At 39.4% G+C, this 19107-nt stretch carries 15 protein-coding genes, 3 pseudogenes and 1 riboswitch; of the genes and pseudogenes, 14 read left to right on the plus strand and 4 right to left on the minus strand.

Annotation, left to right across the window (positions count from 1 at the left end; all coding sequences use genetic code 11):
- Positions 1–145: 145 nt before the first annotated feature.
- Complete coding sequence (locus tag ACFQIC_RS03120) at positions 146–1810, minus strand: glycoside hydrolase family 13 protein (RefSeq protein ID WP_204711370.1); 1665 nt, start codon at positions 1808–1810, stop codon at positions 146–148.
- A 263-nt stretch (positions 1811–2073) separates the two neighbouring features.
- On the opposite strand from ACFQIC_RS03120, the gene ACFQIC_RS03125 reads away from it, so the two are divergent.
- Together ACFQIC_RS03125 and ACFQIC_RS03130 are read left to right on the plus strand one after the other, a co-directional pair.
- Positions 2074–3330, plus strand: a complete 1257-nt coding sequence (locus ACFQIC_RS03125) for a DNA polymerase IV (RefSeq protein ID WP_204711371.1) — start codon at positions 2074–2076, stop codon at positions 3328–3330.
- Between the two features lie 264 nt (positions 3331–3594).
- Positions 3595–4869, plus strand: coding sequence for an MFS transporter (locus tag ACFQIC_RS03130; RefSeq protein WP_204711373.1), 1275 nt, complete (start codon positions 3595–3597; stop codon positions 4867–4869).
- 109 nt (positions 4870–4978) lie between these two features.
- On the opposite strand, the gene ACFQIC_RS03135 is transcribed toward ACFQIC_RS03130, so the two are convergent.
- The 3 genes and pseudogenes from ACFQIC_RS03135 to ACFQIC_RS03145 all read right to left on the minus strand — a co-directional run bounded on the left by ACFQIC_RS03135 (position 4979) and on the right by ACFQIC_RS03145 (position 8205).
- Positions 4979–5839, minus strand: a complete 861-nt coding sequence (locus ACFQIC_RS03135; RefSeq protein ID WP_204711374.1) for an HAD family hydrolase — start codon at positions 5837–5839, stop codon at positions 4979–4981.
- A gap of 578 nt (positions 5840–6417) precedes the next feature.
- Positions 6418–7308, minus strand: a complete 891-nt coding sequence (locus tag ACFQIC_RS03140; RefSeq protein WP_204711375.1) for a fructose bisphosphate aldolase — start codon at positions 7306–7308, stop codon at positions 6418–6420.
- Between the two features lie 167 nt (positions 7309–7475).
- Positions 7476–8205, minus strand: a pseudogene (locus tag ACFQIC_RS03145) (IS3 family transposase).
- Positions 8206–8362: 157 nt separating this feature from the next.
- Here ACFQIC_RS03145 and ACFQIC_RS03150 point away from each other — a divergent pair.
- The 12 genes and pseudogenes from ACFQIC_RS03150 to ACFQIC_RS03205 form a co-directional block, all read left to right on the plus strand.
- A pseudogene (locus ACFQIC_RS03150) lies at positions 8363–9187 on the plus strand (LTA synthase family protein); the annotation flags it as partial.
- A 283-nt stretch (positions 9188–9470) separates the two neighbouring features.
- Positions 9471–9608, plus strand: coding sequence for a macro domain-containing protein (locus ACFQIC_RS03155; RefSeq protein ID WP_204711376.1), 138 nt, complete (start codon positions 9471–9473; stop codon positions 9606–9608).
- A gap of 5 nt (positions 9609–9613) precedes the next feature.
- Positions 9614–9754 (plus strand): annotated as a pseudogene (locus tag ACFQIC_RS03160) (6-phosphofructokinase); the annotation flags it as partial.
- A 461-nt stretch (positions 9755–10215) separates the two neighbouring features.
- Positions 10216–10437, plus strand: a complete 222-nt coding sequence (locus ACFQIC_RS03165) for a hypothetical protein (RefSeq protein WP_204711378.1) — start codon at positions 10216–10218, stop codon at positions 10435–10437.
- A 2-nt stretch (positions 10438–10439) separates the two neighbouring features.
- Positions 10440–10775, plus strand: coding sequence for a YolD-like family protein (locus ACFQIC_RS03170; protein ID WP_204711379.1), 336 nt, complete (start codon positions 10440–10442; stop codon positions 10773–10775).
- A 209-nt stretch (positions 10776–10984) separates the two neighbouring features.
- A riboswitch (FMN riboswitch) is annotated at positions 10985–11135 on the plus strand.
- A gap of 151 nt (positions 11136–11286) precedes the next feature.
- The gene (gene ribD / locus ACFQIC_RS03175; RefSeq protein WP_204711381.1) at positions 11287–12381 is read left to right on the plus strand and encodes a bifunctional diaminohydroxyphosphoribosylaminopyrimidine deaminase/5-amino-6-(5-phosphoribosylamino)uracil reductase RibD; all 1095 of its coding nucleotides are present in this window, start codon (positions 11287–11289) and stop codon (positions 12379–12381) included.
- Between the two features lie 3 nt (positions 12382–12384).
- Positions 12385–13032 carry a riboflavin synthase gene (ribE, locus tag ACFQIC_RS03180; RefSeq protein ID WP_204711383.1) on the plus strand — a complete coding sequence of 216 codons (648 nt, stop codon included), beginning with the start codon at positions 12385–12387 and terminating at the stop codon, positions 13030–13032.
- A 17-nt stretch (positions 13033–13049) separates the two neighbouring features.
- Entirely contained in the window at positions 13050–14243 is a 1194-nt protein-coding gene (locus tag ACFQIC_RS03185) for a bifunctional 3,4-dihydroxy-2-butanone-4-phosphate synthase/GTP cyclohydrolase II (RefSeq protein ID WP_204711385.1), read from the plus strand.
- 342 nt (positions 14244–14585) lie between these two features.
- A complete protein-coding gene (gene ribH / locus ACFQIC_RS03190; protein WP_204711386.1) occupies positions 14586–15056 on the plus strand; it encodes a 6,7-dimethyl-8-ribityllumazine synthase in 471 nt (156 codons plus the stop codon).
- Positions 15057–15459: 403 nt separating this feature from the next.
- Complete coding sequence (locus tag ACFQIC_RS03195; protein WP_204711387.1) at positions 15460–16701, plus strand: aminopeptidase; 1242 nt, start codon at positions 15460–15462, stop codon at positions 16699–16701.
- A gap of 575 nt (positions 16702–17276) precedes the next feature.
- Entirely contained in the window at positions 17277–18290 is a 1014-nt protein-coding gene (locus tag ACFQIC_RS03200; RefSeq protein WP_204711388.1) for an acyltransferase family protein, read from the plus strand.
- Positions 18291–18366: 76 nt separating this feature from the next.
- Positions 18367–19020: a type 1 glutamine amidotransferase domain-containing protein gene (locus ACFQIC_RS03205; RefSeq protein ID WP_204711389.1), complete on the plus strand. Its 654-nt coding sequence runs from the start codon at positions 18367–18369 to the stop codon at positions 19018–19020.
- Positions 19021–19107 lie beyond the last annotated feature (87 nt).

Consider the following 19107-nt stretch of genomic DNA (forward strand, 5'->3'; position numbering starts at 1 on the left):
GGATTTTATTAGATTAGGGATGATAATACTGAAAAAATGAGATTTTAGAGTGATGAATTCTTTATACTCTGTTTCCGTTCACAGAAAAAAGGTTGTGTTATCGTAAGGTTGTTCTAACGATGGCAAATAACAACTTTATCCTAGATTAAAAGAGATAGACACGTGCTTCAAATGGATCAAGCTGAAGTTGGGTTGTTTTTTCTTCTTCTTTTAATATTTTGCGACTGGCAAGAAGAAGTTGATCAGATTTCAAGGGATATTCGCTTTCAAATGTAGCTTCTGTTGCGGTTAAGTTTGTAATGATAAGAGCTGTTTGATTACCATACGTTCGAGTATAGGCATAAATCTGAGAATCGTCAGGAAGCAATAATTCATACGTTCCATAAGTAAACAATTCATAGTTTTTCTTCAAGCTAATTAATCGTTTGTAGTGGGCAAGAATCGAATTCTGCTCTTTTAATTGACGGGATACATTGATTTGTTTATAGTTCGGATTTACCTTCATCCATGGTTGGCCAGTTGTAAAACCAGCCTGTGATTCATCGCTCCACTGCATCGGTGTGCGACTATTGTCACGAGAGGTATTCCAAAGGACTGACATAATTTCTTTGTGCGTCCAACCTTCTGCTATTTTTTTTGCATAGAGGTTCTTAGCTGCCACATCGTCATAATCCTCGATGGATGGAAGAGCGACGTTGGTCATGCCAATTTCTTGTCCTTGGTAAATGAACGGTGTCCCCTGCATTAAAAAGTACATCGTTGCGATCGAGGTTGCACTTTCATACCAAAATTCTTCATCATTGCCCCATGTAGAAACGATGCGTGCTTTATCGTGGTTTTCAATAAATAAAGCATTCCAACCATCGCCTTCTAACGCTTTTTGCCAACGTGTTAGGGCCTTTTTCAAACCGACGACATCTAGTTGCTGATCGGAGCCTTGATCCCAAAGATCTAAATGCTCAAACTGAAAGACCATATCCATTTTGCCTTCTTTACCTACCCATTTATGAGCTTCTGAAGCACTTACCCCATTAGCTTCTCCGACAGTAAGGGCTTTATATTCGGGCCGTCCATACGTCTGGTCTTTGAATTCTTGTAAAAATTCATGGATACCCTTTTGGTTCATATGCATGTCAAAGGAAGAAACATAAGGCTTTCCTTTTGGATTGGGCAAATCAGGTAATCCTGCCCGTTTCTTAATATGACTAATTGCATCAATACGGAAGCCATCAATTCCCTTATCAAGCCACCAGTTTACCATATCGTATAAAACGGTACGTACCTCTTCATTTTCCCAATTTAAATCGGGTTGTTTTTTCGAGAAAAGGTGAAGGTAGTATTGCTGTGTTTTTGTATCATATTCCCAGGCAGATCCTTCAAAAATACTTTCCCAGTTATTCGGTTCGTTTCCTTTTTTTCCATCTCGCCAAATGTACCAATCTCGCTTAGGGTTGTCCCTAGAGGAGCGAGATTCAATAAACCAGGGGTGCTCATCACTTGTATGGTTGAGTACAAGATCGATAATCAGTTTCATACCTCGTTTATGGACTTCCTCAAGCAACTGATCAAAGTCTGCCATAGTTCCAAACTCTTCTAAAATATCCTGATAGTCGGAAATATCATAGCCATTATCGTCCTTAGGAGACTTATACATTGGGCAGATCCAAATGAAATCGATACCAAGTTCTTTTATATAATCAAGACGTTCAATCATTCCTTGTAAATCTCCAATGCCATCGCCATCGGAATCCTGAAAACTTCGCGGATAGACTTGATAGCCGACAGCTTCTTTCCACCATGCTTTTTCCAATTAAAAAACCTCACTTTTTACTTTTTTATACTATAGATTTGCAAATTGAGAATGAAACCTCGTTATTCGCTAATACCCATGTCCTGATCCTCTAATACTAATATGTGTGCAAACGTTTTCGTTGATTCATATATTAGCGGAATATTTTGATTTTTACAATAGAACACTCAAAAAAATTATAAATTTGGATAAAATCCCCACTGTTCATAAGAAGAATTAACGGTTATAATAAGAACAAACGTTCGTTGTTTGGAGTGGTGGAAATGGATTATTCAGTTTATCCTCGTCATGACGTTCTGTGCATTGATATGCGATCTTTTTATGCAAGTGTGGAATGTACGAGGCGTGGGCTAGATCCGAAAACAGCTTTGCTCGCTGTTGTTGGAGATCCAAATAGAAGTGGAAGTATTGTGTTGGCAGCATCGCCCGCCTTAAAGAAAAAGCACGGCATTAGCAATGTGAGTCGTTTTTTTGAATTACCTGATGACCCTCAGCTTGTCATCGCACAGGCTCACATGGGGGATTATTTAGAAGTGTCGGTAGAGATTACAAAAATGATGATGAATTATGTTCCGCCTGAAGCGATCCATGTTTATTCAGTGGATGAACTATGGGTGACAGTCAACGGTTTAGAAAAGCTATACGGATCACCTTACGATATCGCTCGTATGATTCAGGATAACATTCGCGACCAATTTGGGATCGAGTGTGTGATTGGTATAGGTGATAATAAATTTTTAGCTAAAGTCGTCATGGATATTCATGCAAAAAAAGCAGAGGACGGAATTGCTGAGTGTCGTTATGAACACGTAAAGAAGCTGTTATGGCCGACTCTAATTGAAGAAATATGGGGGATCGGGTCACGCATGATGCGAAATTTAAATCGAATGGGCATTGTCACACTCGGACAACTGGCTAATCACCCTGTAAAGTATTTAAAAAAGCATTATGGAGTAATTGGTGAACAATTATATTGGCACGCCTGGGGTATTGATTTAAGTCCTGTCATCGGCAATTTTACTAAGACTGAACAGAAAGGCTACGGCCATGGCATTACGTTATTACGAGATTACACGGGAGAGGAATTGTCGACCGTATTACTCGATTTATGTGAAGAAGCCTGTCGACGGGCGAGAAGAGACGAGCAAGCGGGAAGGACCGTCCACCTTTCCGTTGGTTATGCAAGTGAAGTAGGAGGTGGCTTCAGCCGTTCAATGTCGATTGATCAACCAACGAACATTACGATGGATATGTATCATTTATGCATGCGTCTTTTCCGAACCTTTTATGATGGGGAAAGTAACATTCGCCGCACGAGCGTGACACTGACAAAACTCCATGAAGACGTAGCTACTCAGCTCACACTTTTTGATGATCGTCCAAAACAGAAGGATGTAGGAATTGTGATGGATCAAATTCGTGATAAATATGGATCAACGGCGATTTTAAGAGCAAGTAGTTTTACGGATGCAGGGATTACGCCAGAGCGGAGCAAGAAGATTGGGGGGCATTTTGCCTGATTGAGTTCTATTCTAATTTTGTCAATAAAACTTCCGTTTCTAGTAGTGGAGACGGAGGTTTGTTTAGTTTTAAAAAATCAAGGTGCTTATCTATTAAAAATCCCCATTTTCAGTAAAACTTTTAATCTCCCTTATAACCTTTGCTTACTCTATTAAAAGGGTATATTCTTTTATGTAGTTTCTCTCTTTCAAAAAGCCACTTTTCACTCCTATATCTCCTCATTTTCTTCTTCTTTTCCATATCTATAAATAGGTGGTGTAAGATTGTTGATAGCTAAATGGTTTCAAAAGGTATATTACGGTTGGTTCATTGTATTCTTTGCGGGATTAGGCATCTTCTTTTCAGGACCTGGACAAACATATTCAAACGCTCAATTCATTGATCAATACATAAACGATTTTGGTTGGTCCCGTTCTGAAGTATCTGGATTGTACTCGGCCGCCACTTTGGTGGCTGGCTTCGTTATGATTCATATTGGAAAGCTTATTGATCGATTTGGTCAACGAGTAATGATGGTGACGGTTGGCTCTCTTTTCGCATTAGCCTGTTTGTTTAATAGTATCGTATCTAGTATGTGGATGCTTGCCGTGGGTTTCTTTTTAGTACGTTTACTAGGGCAAGGGAGTATGTCGCTCATTCCGAATACTTTAGTGGCGCAGTGGTTTATTAAGAAAAGAGGTGTAGCCTTTAGTTTCATGACATTGGGGAGCTTCGCTAGTGCCATGTTATTTCCAATTATAAATACATGGTTAATAAGCACATGGGACTGGCAATTTGCTTGGAGATTTTGGGGTATTACTCTATTAGTTGTATTTGTTCCGATTGCGTTTTTAGGTGTGCGAAATAAACCAGAACTAATGGGGCTAGAACCTGATGGACAAACCGATAAACCAGCGAAGGGGCTGAAGCTAGGAACAGCCACAGCCTCTATCACAGAAGCAGAAGAGGATTGGACGCTAAAAGAGGCAAAGAGAACAAGGGCGTTTTGGGCCATCTTAGTGTGTGTAGGTATACCAGCTATGGTTAATACAGGCATTACTTTTCATATTATATCGATCTTTAAATCCAATGGTTTATCAGTAGAAGCTTCAGCTATGGTATTAAGTTTAATGGCTGTTGTTGGCATACCTATGTCACTTATATCTGGATATTTAACGGAAAAAATAAAAACGAACTATCTTCTCTTAACTATTTTTATTATTGAAATGGTTTTATTATTATTATTACTCGTAACGACTCACTGGTGGATAGCTATTATATTTGGTGCCCTGTGGGGAGTAGCTAATGGACTAGAAAGAATCGCTCTTAATGTCATATGGCCTGTTTATTTTGGGCGCCGCCATATCGGGAGTATTAATGGGTGGGGAGTAACGATGGGGGTATTGGGATCGGCGTTTGGACCGCTCCCGTTCGGTGTAGGGTTCGATATTTTTCATAGTTATACTCCAGTTCTACTGCTTACGTTGATTTTTCCAATTATTGGAGTTGTTAGTGCTTTACTAGCTAAAAAACCTGTTAAGTCTTCAATAGCTGGGTAAGAATCAAGTTTGGACAGGAAGTGTGAAAATCCGATTTAACAGACTCAAGTTCCATTATCTTTATTAGAATAACGGAACCATGAATCCGCTCACCCAAAGGTCCTTGGTTCTATGAGGTTAGAGCACCTATTTTTTTTAGATAATGGTATACACCGTCTTCATCACAAGTGAACTCCGTTGTTTCATCGACTACTTCTTTAATGTGTTCCGGTGCATTTTTCATGGCTACGGCATAACTAACATACTGTAACATCGGTAAATCATTGTTACTATCACCAATAGCCAGAGTTTCATTTGCAGACAAATTAAACCGCTCTAACATCTGCTTAATTCCTGTTGCTTTGTTCACGTTTGAAACCATCACCTCGACATTGTGTTCCGAAGATATAGAGGTGGTGAAGTCAATTTCCTGTTTAAGTTGTTCAAGCTCACTTTTCCATTCATTTATATGGTTTTTTGTTCTAGCAAAGAAGTAAAACTTTGAGAATTTACTTCCCTCTATGTGATCCCTCCAGGCAATTTCCTCCTTGATCGCTTGTTTACGCGAAAGCCACTCATTAATTCCAACACTGTCTGGTTTGGGATCTCTTATTTCATTTTCTACGTGCGGTTGATCGTGTTTTAATGTAATTCGAGATGTTTCATACGGGAAAAGTTCATAATATACTTTGTATTCTCTTGCTTTCTTAATAATCTTTTCTACCAACTCAAGCGAAAGGGAGTGTTCAAATACCGCTTCTTTTCCTATATATCCAGCCATTCCATTTGAAGTAATTACCCCATCTACTTGGAAGCCTTCAGGTACGGCCCCGTCTATTTCATCAACAGCTCTACCTGTAGCTACAAAAACGAAAATCCCCTGATTTCGTAAGTCATCGATGATTTGTTTTGTATAAATACTTACCTTATTATTATGATTTAATATTGTACCATCCATGTCTAAGAAAATGGCCTTAGGTTGTATTACCACTACGATCCCTCCTTTTTTGTGAAAAAATTCATTTGTCAAGTATACACTTTGTTATGTCCAACCTCAATGACTGTCTTCAGCTGATGAGTACAGGTAGGTCTGCTAACGGCTTGTTACATAAGAGGTCTCGTATTTAAATGTAGTTATCGATTAATGATCGAGGTACTTAATGAGGTTATAAGTCAGTGGCAAGGAGAGGGTAGCATCCTCCTAAAAAATATGACAGAGAAGCCAGGAACGATGGGTACGACTTTGGAGGAACTGGTTCAACTCGGGAGGTTATGTGACCATCCAAATAAGGTTGGTTTCTCCTTCCATACATTTCCATGTATTTGCGAGTGGACTATGGAATAGCGACAATTGAGTAGATAAAGGGGTGTAGTTAGGCTGCTTTGATGATCTAGTCGTTATCCATTTATAATAATTCTAAATATGAAACAGGCTGAGGGAAAGACAACATGCAAATATTTTCTGGCCATGGTTATATTAAGGAAAACCAATTTGCTCAGCTAATGGATTTCAGCTTATTAGAAAATATTAAAGGTACGCCCATATGAGCGTACCTTTATGCACCATTATTATTTTTTATTTACAGAAGCATCGTAAATTGAAACTACAGCACTCTTCAACGCTTCATTAAACTCTTCTTCAGACTGATTGGCATTTAAGTCAGCGGACAATGCCCGGGAGAAGCTCGCAATGAGACCTTCATTTTCTTTCAGTTTCTCATTTGCCTCATCGCGGGTATACCCACCGGAAAGCGCAACAACGCGTACAACGCGTGGATGTTCAATCAACTCTTTGTAAGCATTGGCTTTCGTTGGAATCGTGAGCTTCAGCATCACGTTCTCGTCTTCCGGTAAGTTATTGAGATGTTTATGAATTTCATCGCGCAGCATTTCTTCGCATTGTTCCTTATTTTCACTGTTAATATCGACTTCCGGCTCGATGATAGGGATGAGATCAGCAGCAATAATGCGTTTTCCAATGTCGAATTGCTGGTCGACAACTTCCTTAATGCCGCTTCGGTTTGGTTGATGGATGACCGAGCGCATTTTGGTACCGAAAATGTTTCGTTCGTTGGCACGGCGAAGTGTCTCATCCAAATCATCAATCGGCTTCATGAGCTGTACGCCATTTTCCTGCTCGGCAAGTCCTTTATCTACTTTAAGGAAAGGGGCAATGCCTTTATCGGCGAGATAATCCGCTGTATATTTCCCTTCGATTTTGCGGTCCATTGTTTGTTCAAATAGGATGGCGCCGAGGATATGGTCAGCATCAAAGGCAGGGGACGTGATGATTCTGGTCCGCATTTGGTGTACCAAATCAAACATTTCATCCTCACCAGAATATACGTCTTCAGGTACACCGTACGCTGCCAATGCTTTTGGTGTACTACCTCCGCTTTGATCGAGCGCGGCAATAAATCCTTTTCCGTTCTTGATTTCATCGTATTGATGGTTGTTCATAATTCTCACTCCTTTTTACTAGTCTTTAAAAAACATCCATTTATATTCTTTCCCTTTTTCCATTGTACTTAACAATGTTTTTTTAGTAAAGGAGTGGAGTCTGTAAAGGTTTAACATATTCATTTGATTAAAAGGGTCACTGTGGGAGTGAAATGCCAACACAAACTTTAGGTGTTTTTGCTTGTATTCACGGGGCTGAGATAGCCTAACGTCATGTGTAATTGAATGTGATTGTACCAGTAGTAGAGATAATCAAATAAGGCTAAGTCTAGTTCAGTTTTCGTCTCGAATCGTTGGACAAAAACAAACTTTGTCTTAATGACCTTATATGTAGCTAAAGCTTTATGTAAATGGGCATCGATGGAAGCGAAGGCTTGTCGTACTCTTCGTTGGTTTGAAAATAGCGACGGTGTAATTTAGACACTAGCCCCTGTTCTTTCATGATTCTTCCGACTCTGCGACGAGAGACTTGGTCCCTTTTTTATAGAGTTCATGTTTGATTTTTCGTGTCCCATAATTCTGTCGACTTTCATGAAAAATCTCTACAATTAGGTTCGTAAGTTCATCTTCTTCGGATGGATGTTTCTCTTTCGTTTCATAGTAGTACGTACTTTTCGGGAGTTGGAGGACGTCGCACATTGCTGATACCGAGTATTTATGACGGTTGTTCCGCATGATCAGCGCGGCCTGCTTTAGTATGTCATTTTCCATGTTCAAGCGTTGACTTTCTTTGCGTACTTCATTAATTCCTTTTGTCCGGGTGTTCGATTATCCTTTTTCCTTGAAAGAACTGGAATTTTTATATTGGCTCATCCAATTATCAAAGGAAGAAGAAGTTATTTTATACTCTTTGATGATATCTTTTCTTGGTTTACCACTTTCATAAAGTTGAACCATCTGTGTCTTAAAATCATCAGTAAAACGAACGACGGTTTATTTTGGCTATGGTTAGATCCCGTTGCCTGTAATATTTAGTGAAGTGTACCTAAGACCTTAGACCTGAAACCTTAACGAAACTGTCCAACTCAGTGCAGCTTATCCATATAATTCCCTTGGCTATGATGAGTATTACTCAAAAGAAGATTATGATGTAACAGATGATAAGTCCTTTGGATGGGGTTATCTTGATGAATACTTCTTTAGTGATTCTCTAGATAAGATGGGAGAGTTGGAACAGCCGTTTTATAATAAGATGATTACGCTGACGAACCACCATCCGTTTACCTTACCTGAAGAAGGGAAATTCATTGAAAAAGGGAATACGTCTAGTGGGACGTTGAACCGTTTCTTCCAAACGATCCGTTATCAGGATGAGGCTTTAAAACAATTTGTAGAGGATTTTAAAGAATCTAACCTTTACGATGATACGCTGCTTATTATTTATGGTGACCACTTTGGTATTTCGGAAAATCACCAGAAAGCTATGGGAGAGTATTTAGACAAAGATATTAATGAATATGAACAATTTCAGCTTCAGCGAGTTCCTCTTTTAATGATTGGGGAAGGGATTGAACCACAAAAATATGACACGGTTGGAGGACAGATTGACTTACGCCCTACCATCATAAACCTTTTAGGGGTGGAAGATGAAAATCCAGTTCAGTTCGGTCAAGATTTATTTAGTGAAGAACGTCGTGAGATGATGATTACACGCGATGGCGATTTTGCTAGTGAAGAATTTGTGGGTGTTAAAGAGAGCTGTTTTGAACGAGAAACAGGTGAAGAAGTAGAAGGTGATGTTTGTGCACCTGGGTTTGAAGAAGCAGAAGAAGAACTAGCGTTATCCGATTCTATTGTTTACGGCGACCTCCTTCGTTACCTTGATGAAACAGAAATGATTGAGAGAGAAGATGAATCCTCATCTGAAGAAGTAGAATAATAAATTTGCATTGAGGCCAGCTTGTAGAAAGCCTTATAGTTTTCTACAAGCCTTGCTTTGTAGTTTAATATTCTTTAGTAGCGACATAGTAAAGAGTAGAAACATAGATTGAATCATTCTAAATATGTGGAAACAATTCTGTAACAAGTTTCACAGAGGAGGGGGCTTATGGAAAAAGAAATAAAAAGTTAAGAATTGAAGTAATAAAAGGAGACATTGCTTCTCAAACAGATATCGAAGCTGTTGTTAATGCATCCAACGCTGAACTGCTTATTGGTGGAGAGTGGCCGAAGCTTTACACAAAGCAGCTGGACCGGAGTTAGCTGAAGCGGGAGCTCCATATTCTCCTATTTCGCCTGTGGAAGCTGTGATTACTGAAGCTTTTCAACTCCCTAATAGCAATGGTTTAGAAAAGGAGTGATAGAAATGAATAAAATAGGGGTTCTAACTAGTGGTGGAGACTCTCCCGGAATGAATGCGGCTATACGTGCAGTCGTAAGGACAGGTATTTACCAAAATAAAGAAATGTATGGGATTAAGTATGGGTTTAAAGGGTTATTAGAAGGAACTCAGTTCAAGACTAATGGATTGTCTTGGTGGAGTTTCCAAAAATAATTTTGATAAATAAAGAAGTAATCCGATGTTTAAAAAATATACTATTAGCTACTACCCATGGTTCTGAGTGGAGATGGAATTTTTAGGGATTTGATTTTCTTAAAATTCACCGGACTTTTTCAGTGGCCTCATGAGGACAGGGGGTGGTATGAGCATGCTTGCATATGATCGACAGTTTTTTATGTAGGATATCCAAAAGTTAATGGCTCATATCTACAACCTACTAAAAAAACTGAAGGATTCAAGGTTGCTGAAGAAAAAAACGGATCTATGAAAGACGGAGCCATGACGGTATAACTTAATCAATAAGTCCTCTGCGTGAGGGCTTTTTTTCGTTTTTAAAAATTTCCTGTATACATAGAACTTCTCTTTGATATAATGAGAACAAATGTTCGTATTTAGAGGTGACGGAATTGAACAATTTAATTACTCGGGCCTTTGAAAGTAAAGAAAAACTTGAATTGATTTACATCGACAGTGACGGTCAATTATCACAAAGAATAATTAGGGTTGTTAAAATGGATCACAATGGCTTGTTAGCTTATTGCTATTCCAAGCAACAAGTTCGATCTTTTAAAAAGGAAAATATTTTGTCAGTGTATCCTTATCAATCCAGAAAGAAAATGGAGGCATAGTAATGAAGCCGAATGACAGAGGAACGATCAAATGGACCTCACTCATGATGCCAGAACATATCGAAATGCTTAAGGAAGTGTGGAAAGAGGATGAAAAAGAAGAAAAGGCCATCTTAGATGAGCAACAAATCGTAGAGAACAGCTTTGCTTTACATTGTGCGATGGAGGATGGATTACCTGTTAACATCAAGCACCATAATGGAGTCAATTATAGCTACACAACAGTGAAAGTTATGACTATGACCCCTGATACGAATGAAATTCACTGCAAGGACCATAAGGATAAAGAGGGCATTACTATTCTATTTGATGATATCTATGAGGTAACGGTTTTGTGAACACGTATCATTAGGTTTTTTTATTCTGATTAAAACTTACAGCGAGTAAAATATGGACCGGGGAATTTATAGGGATAAATACCATGCCTGAAACGTGTTTCAATGAATTGTGAACTAAATCTTAAACAACCCAATTTATTCACATTGAAATCAAAAGGATTGCGAGTTTACCGGATTTCGTATATATTAATGGTAAGACAACAGAATATATTTTCCTTCGGGGTCGGGTGAAAATCCCAGCCGGCGGTGATGAACCACAAGTTCTCAGCCCGCGACGGGGAGGCAGCAGCTATGCGTTTCCCCCTGATTTGGTGAACATTCCAAAGCCGACAGTGAAAGTCTGGATGGGAGAAGGAGTGAAGAAACGTCAGAGATACAATGAAATTCTGTATTTGTATCCTTTTATTTGGCGTACCTTTATGCATTTTTACATGTATTAAAAACCCTGGGGAAGTCTATCTTCTTCAGGGTTTTTTCGTTTTAAAAAAGTTTCAAATAGTGAGGTGATCGTATGGATCATGATCAAAACTATATGCGTATGGCAATTGAAATGGCTAAAGCAACCGTCGGCCAAACTTCTCCGAATCCTTCAGTAGCGGCAGTTGTTGTCCGTGATAATCAAGTGGTCGGAATGGGCATTCATGTTAAAGCTGGCGAACCCCACGCGGAAGTGCATGCCTTAAAAATGGCCGGAGAAAAAGCGGATGGTGCAGATATTTATGTAACGCTTGAGCCTTGCAGTCATTATGGGCAAACGCCTCCTTGCGCACAGGCAGTGATTGATGCCGGTATTAAGCGAACGATCATTGCTTCTCACGATCCGAATCCAAAAGTTAGTGGCCGAGGGGTTCGCATGATGAAGACGGCAGGTATTGAAGTGAAAACGGCTGTGTTAAAAGAGGAAGCAGATGAGTTAAATCGGTCCTTTTTCCATTTTATCCAAACACAGCATCCTTATGTACGCTTGAAATCAGCCATAAGTATGGATGGTAAAATTGCTACTTCCACAGGAGAAAGCCAGTGGATTACAGGTGAAGAAGCTCGTCTAGATGGACATCGTTATCGTCATCAATCAGCCGCTATTCTCGTTGGTATCAATACAGTGATGATGGATAACCCAAAGCTGACAACTCGCTTAGAAGGTGGCGGAAAGCATCCGGTGCGAATCGTTTTGGATACAAAATTACGCATACCGATATCCTCCCAGTTAGTGCAAGATACAACGGCTCTTACCTGGATTTTTACAGGATCGGATATAACCGAGGAACAGCTTGCTCCTTTTGAAGAATTTTCTCATGTTGAAATTATTAAGTTAGAGAAACGACAGATTGAAGTAGATGCAGTCCTTCGTTATTTGGGTGAAAGAAAAATCACTTCCCTCCTTATAGAAGGGGGAGCCACGATAGCCGATGCTTTTGTAAGAGCTGGGTGTGTAAATGAAGTAGTAACTTATATGGCCCCGAAACTGATCGGCGGAAAAGAAGCGCTAACTTCTGTAGCAGGAAAAGGAATTAGCAGTCTGAAAAATGTAGAAGATTTTCAATTTGTATCAACGGAAAGAATCGGAGAGGATTTAAAAATAGTCTCGATTAAAAAGGAGGGGTAAGCGATGTTCACGGGAATTATTGAAGAAATAGGGTCTGTTAAGGGTATTACAACTAAAACGGAAGCCTTGGAGATAAGTGTTCATGCAAAAGATATTTTAAATGATGTGAATTTGGGTGACAGTATTTCCATTAACGGTGTTTGTTTAACAGTTACAAGCTATACGGCTCACAGTGTTGAATTTGATGTCATGCCTGAGACGTTTAGAGCAACAAACCTTCATGAACTAAAACAGGGAAGTCCCGTAAATCTAGAACGAGCAATGGCAGCTGGAGGAAGATTTGGCGGTCATTTAGTATCCGGACATATCGATGGAACAGGTAGTATTATTAGCAAAAGTCCGGAATCAAATGCCGTTTATTATGACATTGAATTACCTGACGAACTTATAAAATATTTTGTATATAAAGGGTCGATTGCCATAGATGGAACGAGTTTAACTGTTTTTGGCGTGAAAGATAACCGGGTGACCATCTCGTTAATTCCTCACACGATGGAACATACGGTATTAGGAGGAAAAGGTCCAGGAGATCAGGTGAATATCGAATGCGATATGATCGGTAAGTATGTTGCACATTTTTTAGGAAAAGATGAACCGAGTAAACAATCACAAATGTCGAAAGAATTTTTAAGTGAAAATGGATTTGCTTAATGGAAGGAGCCGCAAACATGTTCGACTCAATTGAAGCTGCAATAGAGCGTTTGAAGCAAGGAAAGATGGTTATTGTTTGTGATGACGAGGATCGTGAAAATGAAGGAGACCTTATTGGGCTTGCGGAATATGCGACTCCAGAAATGATTAATTTTATGATTACTCATGCCCGTGGCCTTGTTTGCACTCCTATTACAGGGGGGATGGCGAAGGATCTTGAGTTGTTACCGATGGTAGGTCATAGTACCGATCCTAACCAAACGGCTTTCACCGTAAGTATTGATCATAAAAATACAACGACAGGGATTTCTGCTGATGAGCGAGCATTGACGATTAGAGAGTTATTGAATCCAAAGTCAGTGACAGAAGACTTTCAAAAGCCAGGCCATATTTTCCCGCTAATAGCTAAAGATGGTGGGGTGCTTCGTCGCGCTGGGCACACGGAAGCGGCTATTGATTTAGCCGTTTTATCGGGGACGAAACCTGCTGGTGTCATTTGTGAAATTATTAAAGATGATGGAACGATGGCACGCGTGCCTGATTTGCGAGAGATGGCTGATGAATTTGATATTCCGATGATCACGATTGCCGATCTTATTCAATATCGCCATCGCCATGAAGATCATGTCATTCGTGAGGTGGAAATTCAACTTCCTACTGAATACGGTGATTTTCGCGCTGTTGCCTATACGAATGATATTGATCACAAAGACCATATCGCATTAATTAAAGGGGAAATTCAACCAGATGAGCCAACGCTTGTTCGCGTCCACTCCGAATGTCTTACAGGCGATGTCTTTGGTTCCTATCGCTGTGATTGCGGCCCACAGCTACACAATGCCTTAAGACAAATCGCAGAAAATGGAAGCGGAGTATTGCTGTATATGAGACAAGAAGGACGCGGCATAGGTCTGCTTAATAAAATGTTTGCCTATAAACTTCAAGAGGAAGGGTTAGATACCGTAGAAGCAAATGAAAAATTAGGCTTCGGACCTGACCTCCGCGATTATGGAGTAGGTGCGCAAATTTTACGTGAATTAGGTATTTCAAAAATAAAACTACTGACCAATAACCCGAAAAAAATCTCAGGATTAAGCGGCTACGGTCTAGAAGTTGTCGAGAGATCAGCTATTCAAATGCCCTCAAGAAAAGAAAACGAGTTGTACCTAAAAACCAAACAATCTAAAATGGGACACCTATTTCATTATTAGAGGAAAAGCGGAAGCGGCCCGGGAGGCACGAAACGCATAAGCAAGATGCCGAAGTGAAGTGGACTTTCTTCGCGAAGGTAGATTGCTTATGTCGCGAGTGACTGGCCGCAGGAGCTGGACAGAGGAAAAGCGGAAGCGGCCCGGGAGGCACGAAACGCATAAGCAAGATGCCGAAGTGAAGTGGACTTTCTTCGCGAAGGTAGATTGCTTATGTCGCGAGTGACTGGCCGCTAGAACTGGACAGAGGAAAAGCGGAAGCGGCCCGGGAGACACGAAACGCATAAGCAAGATGCCGAGCCGAAGTGAACTTAAAATAGAAGGTTTATAAAGGGAGCGATTATATTGGTTAAAACATTAGAAGGAAACTTAGTAGGAAGCGGATTAAAAATAGGTATTGTTGTTGGGAGATTTAACGATTTTATTACAGGTCGACTGTATGAAGGAGCCGTCGATGCACTTAAGCGCCATGACGTTAATCTAGACGATGTCGAAGCTGCTTACGTACCAGGGGCTTACGAAATCCCAATGGTAGCAGGAAAAATGGCTAACTCTGGAAAATATGATGCAGTAATTACATTGGGCGCGGTTATTCGCGGGTCCACACCGCACTTTGACTACGTATGTGGTGAAGCGGCTAAAGGTGTTTCTCAGGCATCTATATCAAGTGGGGTACCAGTGATCTTTGGAGTTATCACGACAGATACGATTGAGCAAGCCATCGAACGTGCGGGTACGAAAGCCGGAAATAAAGGCTGGGAAGCAGCAACAGCTGCGATTGAGATGGCTAACTTGAACCGTTTGTTTGAGGCATAAATGAATATTAAGGGAAGTCCTCTAAGGTAACTTAGGGGATTTTTTCTGTTCAAGAGAAAGATCATCTGTCCGAAAGCTTAATAATTGATCCAAAGTAAAGAGTAATCAAGCCGAAACACGTAAATGATAGATTAATTCCTAGACTATAAGGGTACTATCTATTAGACGGGATAATCATTGAAGTGAGGGACGGATGAATGGAAACGGGAATTGTTTGATTTCTTATAGGAAAAATTAAAACAGGATGCGGTTTGACTAGCGATACCAATTTGAACCCCGTCAAAAAGGATCGACACTTATATTCAAGAAATTGCATGGCTTGTTTTAACAATGAGAATTCAGGTGATTGAGCGTTATAAAAAAGTGAAAGACTAATAAGAGATCTTTATAGGAGGAAATTATATTGACAACACACCAACAAAAATTAGAAAAATATGCTGAACTAGCTTTAAACAAAGGTGTAAATATTCAGCGGGAACAAGGTTTACTTATAAATGCACCAATTGAAGCTGCTGATCTTGTTCGTATTATTACAGCCAAGGCCTATGGTAAAGGGGCTAAGAATGTTCATGTTGAATGGAGTGATGAAGTATTAAGCTATATGAAAATGAAAAACGCGCCTATCAATATTTTAGAAAATTTCCCTCAATGGAAGGTTGATGCACTAGAAGAGATGGTGAAGGATAACTATTCCTTGTTAACGGTATATGGACCTAATCCTGATTTATTAAAAGGGATAGATTCTGAACGTATTTCTAAAGCAACGAAAGCAAGTGGTGAAGCGTTATCCAATTATAGAGACTATATTATGAATGATAAGGTAACATGGTCAATTATTGCTTATCCTCAAGCTTCATGGGCGGAAAAAGTGTTTCCAGAAGATACGACGGCAAATGCTCAAAAGAAACTATGGGAGCAGATTTTCTATATTACGCGGGTGAATGAAGACGATCCGATTCAAGCGTGGGATGAGCATAATGAAACGTTAAGAAAGGCTAGAGAATATTTAAATACAAAACAATATAAAAAGTTGCATTATAAAGGCCCAGGTACAGATCTAACCATTGAGTTAGTGAAAGATCATATTTGGCACGGTGGATCGACTGAGTCAGTAAGGAATATAGAATTTAACCCGAATATACCTACAGAAGAAGTGTTTACTATGCCGCACAAATACGGTATTCAAGGCACAGTCAGTAGTACAAAACCACTTAGTTATGGTGGGAATTTAATTGAAAACTTTTCGTTAATCTTTGAGCATGGAAAAGTAGTTGATTATACTGCTGAGTCTGGAGAAGAAACGTTGAAGCATTTATTAGAATCTGATGATGGATCGAAGCGACTAGGGGAAGTAGCCCTTGTGCCGAATGAATCACCTATTTCTCAATCAGGTCACATCTTCTTCAATACCTTATACGACGAAAATGCTTCTTGTCATCTGGCATTAGGCAAAGCTTACCCAACGAATGTAAAAGACGGATCCTCTATGACGAAAGAGCAGATGGATGAGAAAGGTGTAAACGATAGTTTCGTTCATGAAGACTTTATGATGGGATCTGCAGAACTAGATATTGATGGAGAAACACAAGATGGTAATTATGAACCGATTTTCCGAAATGGTAAATGGACCATCAATTTTGAATAATTAGAGAAAAGGGGACCGTTGTATACCAGGTTCGGTGTCCTATTGCAAAGACCCTAATTTGCATAACGATTTGTATTCCACATTGTATAGTACTTTGTTTCCTGTTTTGTAGTGGTTATTGCAATGAAAATAAGAAAAGGCTCGGTCAAATTCGACTGAGCCTTTTTTAATCTTTAATTTAATTTTGTTCAACTAACGTCTCTGATAGTGGAAGATCGATTCCGTTACTTCATTGAGAGAAAGGTGGTCCGGAAAGCGAACCATTTCCCCAATCACCTTCCTCTCATATTAGTGACGGAACGGCCAGCTATTCACAACGTGTTATTAAATAATACTGCTGTTGTTCTCGCTTTTTTATAGTTAGAACAAAATTAATCTTCTAATCCAATTGAAGCAAAACTATATAAAAATATACATCTTTGTAACATCTCTAACAAGTTCATTACAATTCGGTTAAATCATAATGAAAATGACCTAACCTATATTTCAAATATGTTAAAAACAAGGGGGATAGGTTTTAAATGATAATTAAAAGTGTATGAATCAATTAAGTATTGAAAATAGAGGGTGAAAAAATGAAACGAGATGCGCTTTTTGACAATGCAAAGATACTACTCATCTTTCTCGTTGTATTTGGTCATATGATCCAGCCGACTACAAAAGGATCGAGCGAAATGTATACGGTTTATACGTGGATTTATACTTTCCATATGCCAGCTTTTATTTTTTTAGCCGGTTTTTTTGCTAAAGGTTCTGGAAAGAAAGACTATATTCTAAACTTAGCTAAGAAGTTAATTTTGCCTTATATTGTTTTTCAGTTTGTTTATACGGCTTACTTTCTTTTCATTGGCAAGGATGGATGGCTAAATGCTCCATTTTATCCTCATTGGTCATTATGGTTTCTGTTTAGTTTGTTCTGTTGGCACATTTTATTAGTGTTGTTTCGCAAAATCCCGCCGATCGTTGGGATTGCGTTAGCAGTTGCTATTGGAATTTTCGTAGGGTATGTAGATAGTATCGATCAGACATTCAGCTTATCTAGAACGTTTGTTTTCTTTCCTTTCTTCCTAGCGGGATATTGGTTAACGAAGGATGCTGTAAAGAAATGGAGAACATCAGGTATACGTGTAGCAAGCCTTTTGTTTATGATCACTTTAGCGTTATTGATAGCTGTTGCACCAGAATTTAATTCTAACTGGTTACTTGGTTCAAAATCCTATTTGACAATGGGGGAGCCTGAATTGGGAGGTATCCTTAGGCTAGGTGTTTATGTTCTTGGTGCTTTAATGACAGTGAGTGTGATGGCTTGGGTTCCTAACAAGCACTTTAGTTTTACAGCTTTAGGTGGAAAAACCTTATATGTCTATCTATTACATGGATTCATTGTGCAATTGTTTAGACAGCAGGAATGGGTGCAAATCAACAACCCGTTGGAATTTGCTCTTTATGTTGGTCTGTCAGGCTTTATGGTCTATTTATTATCAACAAGTTCTATTCGAACACTGACGCAGCCGTTAATAGAAGGACATACTCAATTATTAAGAAACCAATGGTCTAGAGTTCATAAAGATCAATACCGAACAAATTAAGTAGCAACAATACCTCCTGATGTTTGAAAATACTGTTCTTGTGAGAGAATAGCTGACAAGAAGGGAGGTATTTTTTATGACAAAAATACTAATGGTTGCAACGAATGTAGATCAAATAGCTGATCAGCAGACGGGACTGTGGTTATCCGAATTTGTAGAGCCTGCTACCGAGTGGAGACATGCTGGTTTTGAGGTGGTCGGAGCGAGTATAAAAGGGGGGAGAATCCCTATTGACCCCAAAAGTTATAGTAATGAACTTCCGCGAGTCTGGGATGGAGTGATGGAGCCAATTCACGATACGACAAAACTCTCTGAAATTAATCCAGAATCTTATGATGGCATTTTTTTCTGTGGGGGACACGGAGCAATGGTTGATTTTCCAAACAACAAGGATATTGGTTTTCTTCTTGCCCACTTCATTCAAAACGATAAACTGATAGGGGCTATTTGTCACGGTCCTGCTGCCTTTATTGGAGCTAAAGATGTAAATGATACTGCTGTTATTAAAGGGAGAAAGGTGACGGGTTATTCAAATAAAGAAGAGAAAGAATCTGGTTTAGAAGAGGATCTCCCATTTTTGCTGGAAGATCAGCTTCAAGAAGAGGGAGCAAGCTATGAAGAGGGGGAACCTTCTTCAGAAAATGTTGTAGTGGATGGAAACTGGATTACTGGACAAAACCCTCAATCGACTCATGCTATTGCTGAAATCTATAAAGAACATCTTCAATAAAAAACAGCCGTTCCTTTTAAAAATAAAATGGACCCTGTAAAACAGACACTGATAAAAAACTACCTATCAGTTTCTCTGTTTTGCAGG

The sequence above is a fragment of the Halobacillus seohaensis genome, from assembly GCF_042663045.1.
Taxonomy (GTDB): Bacteria; Bacillota; Bacilli; order Bacillales; family Halobacillaceae; genus Halobacillus_A; species Halobacillus_A seohaensis.

Excerpts from the sequence above, each read along its gene's own strand:
- ACFQIC_RS03125 (WP_204711371.1), top strand. The coding sequence starts at position 2,074 with ATGGATTATTCAGTTTATCCTCGTCATGACGTTCTGTGCATTGATATG.
- ACFQIC_RS03140 (WP_204711375.1), bottom strand. The coding sequence starts at position 7,308 with ATGAACAACCATCAATACGATGAAATCAAGAACGGAAAAGGATTTATT.
- ACFQIC_RS03170 (WP_204711379.1), top strand. The coding sequence starts at position 10,440 with ATGAAGCCGAATGACAGAGGAACGATCAAATGGACCTCACTCATGATG.
- ribD (WP_204711381.1), top strand. The coding sequence starts at position 11,287 with ATGGATCATGATCAAAACTATATGCGTATGGCAATTGAAATGGCTAAA.
- ribE (WP_204711383.1), top strand. The coding sequence starts at position 12,385 with ATGTTCACGGGAATTATTGAAGAAATAGGGTCTGTTAAGGGTATTACA.
- ACFQIC_RS03185 (WP_204711385.1), top strand. The coding sequence starts at position 13,050 with ATGTTCGACTCAATTGAAGCTGCAATAGAGCGTTTGAAGCAAGGAAAG.
- ACFQIC_RS03200 (WP_204711388.1), top strand. The coding sequence starts at position 17,277 with ATGAAACGAGATGCGCTTTTTGACAATGCAAAGATACTACTCATCTTT.
- ACFQIC_RS03205 (WP_204711389.1), top strand. The coding sequence starts at position 18,367 with ATGACAAAAATACTAATGGTTGCAACGAATGTAGATCAAATAGCTGAT.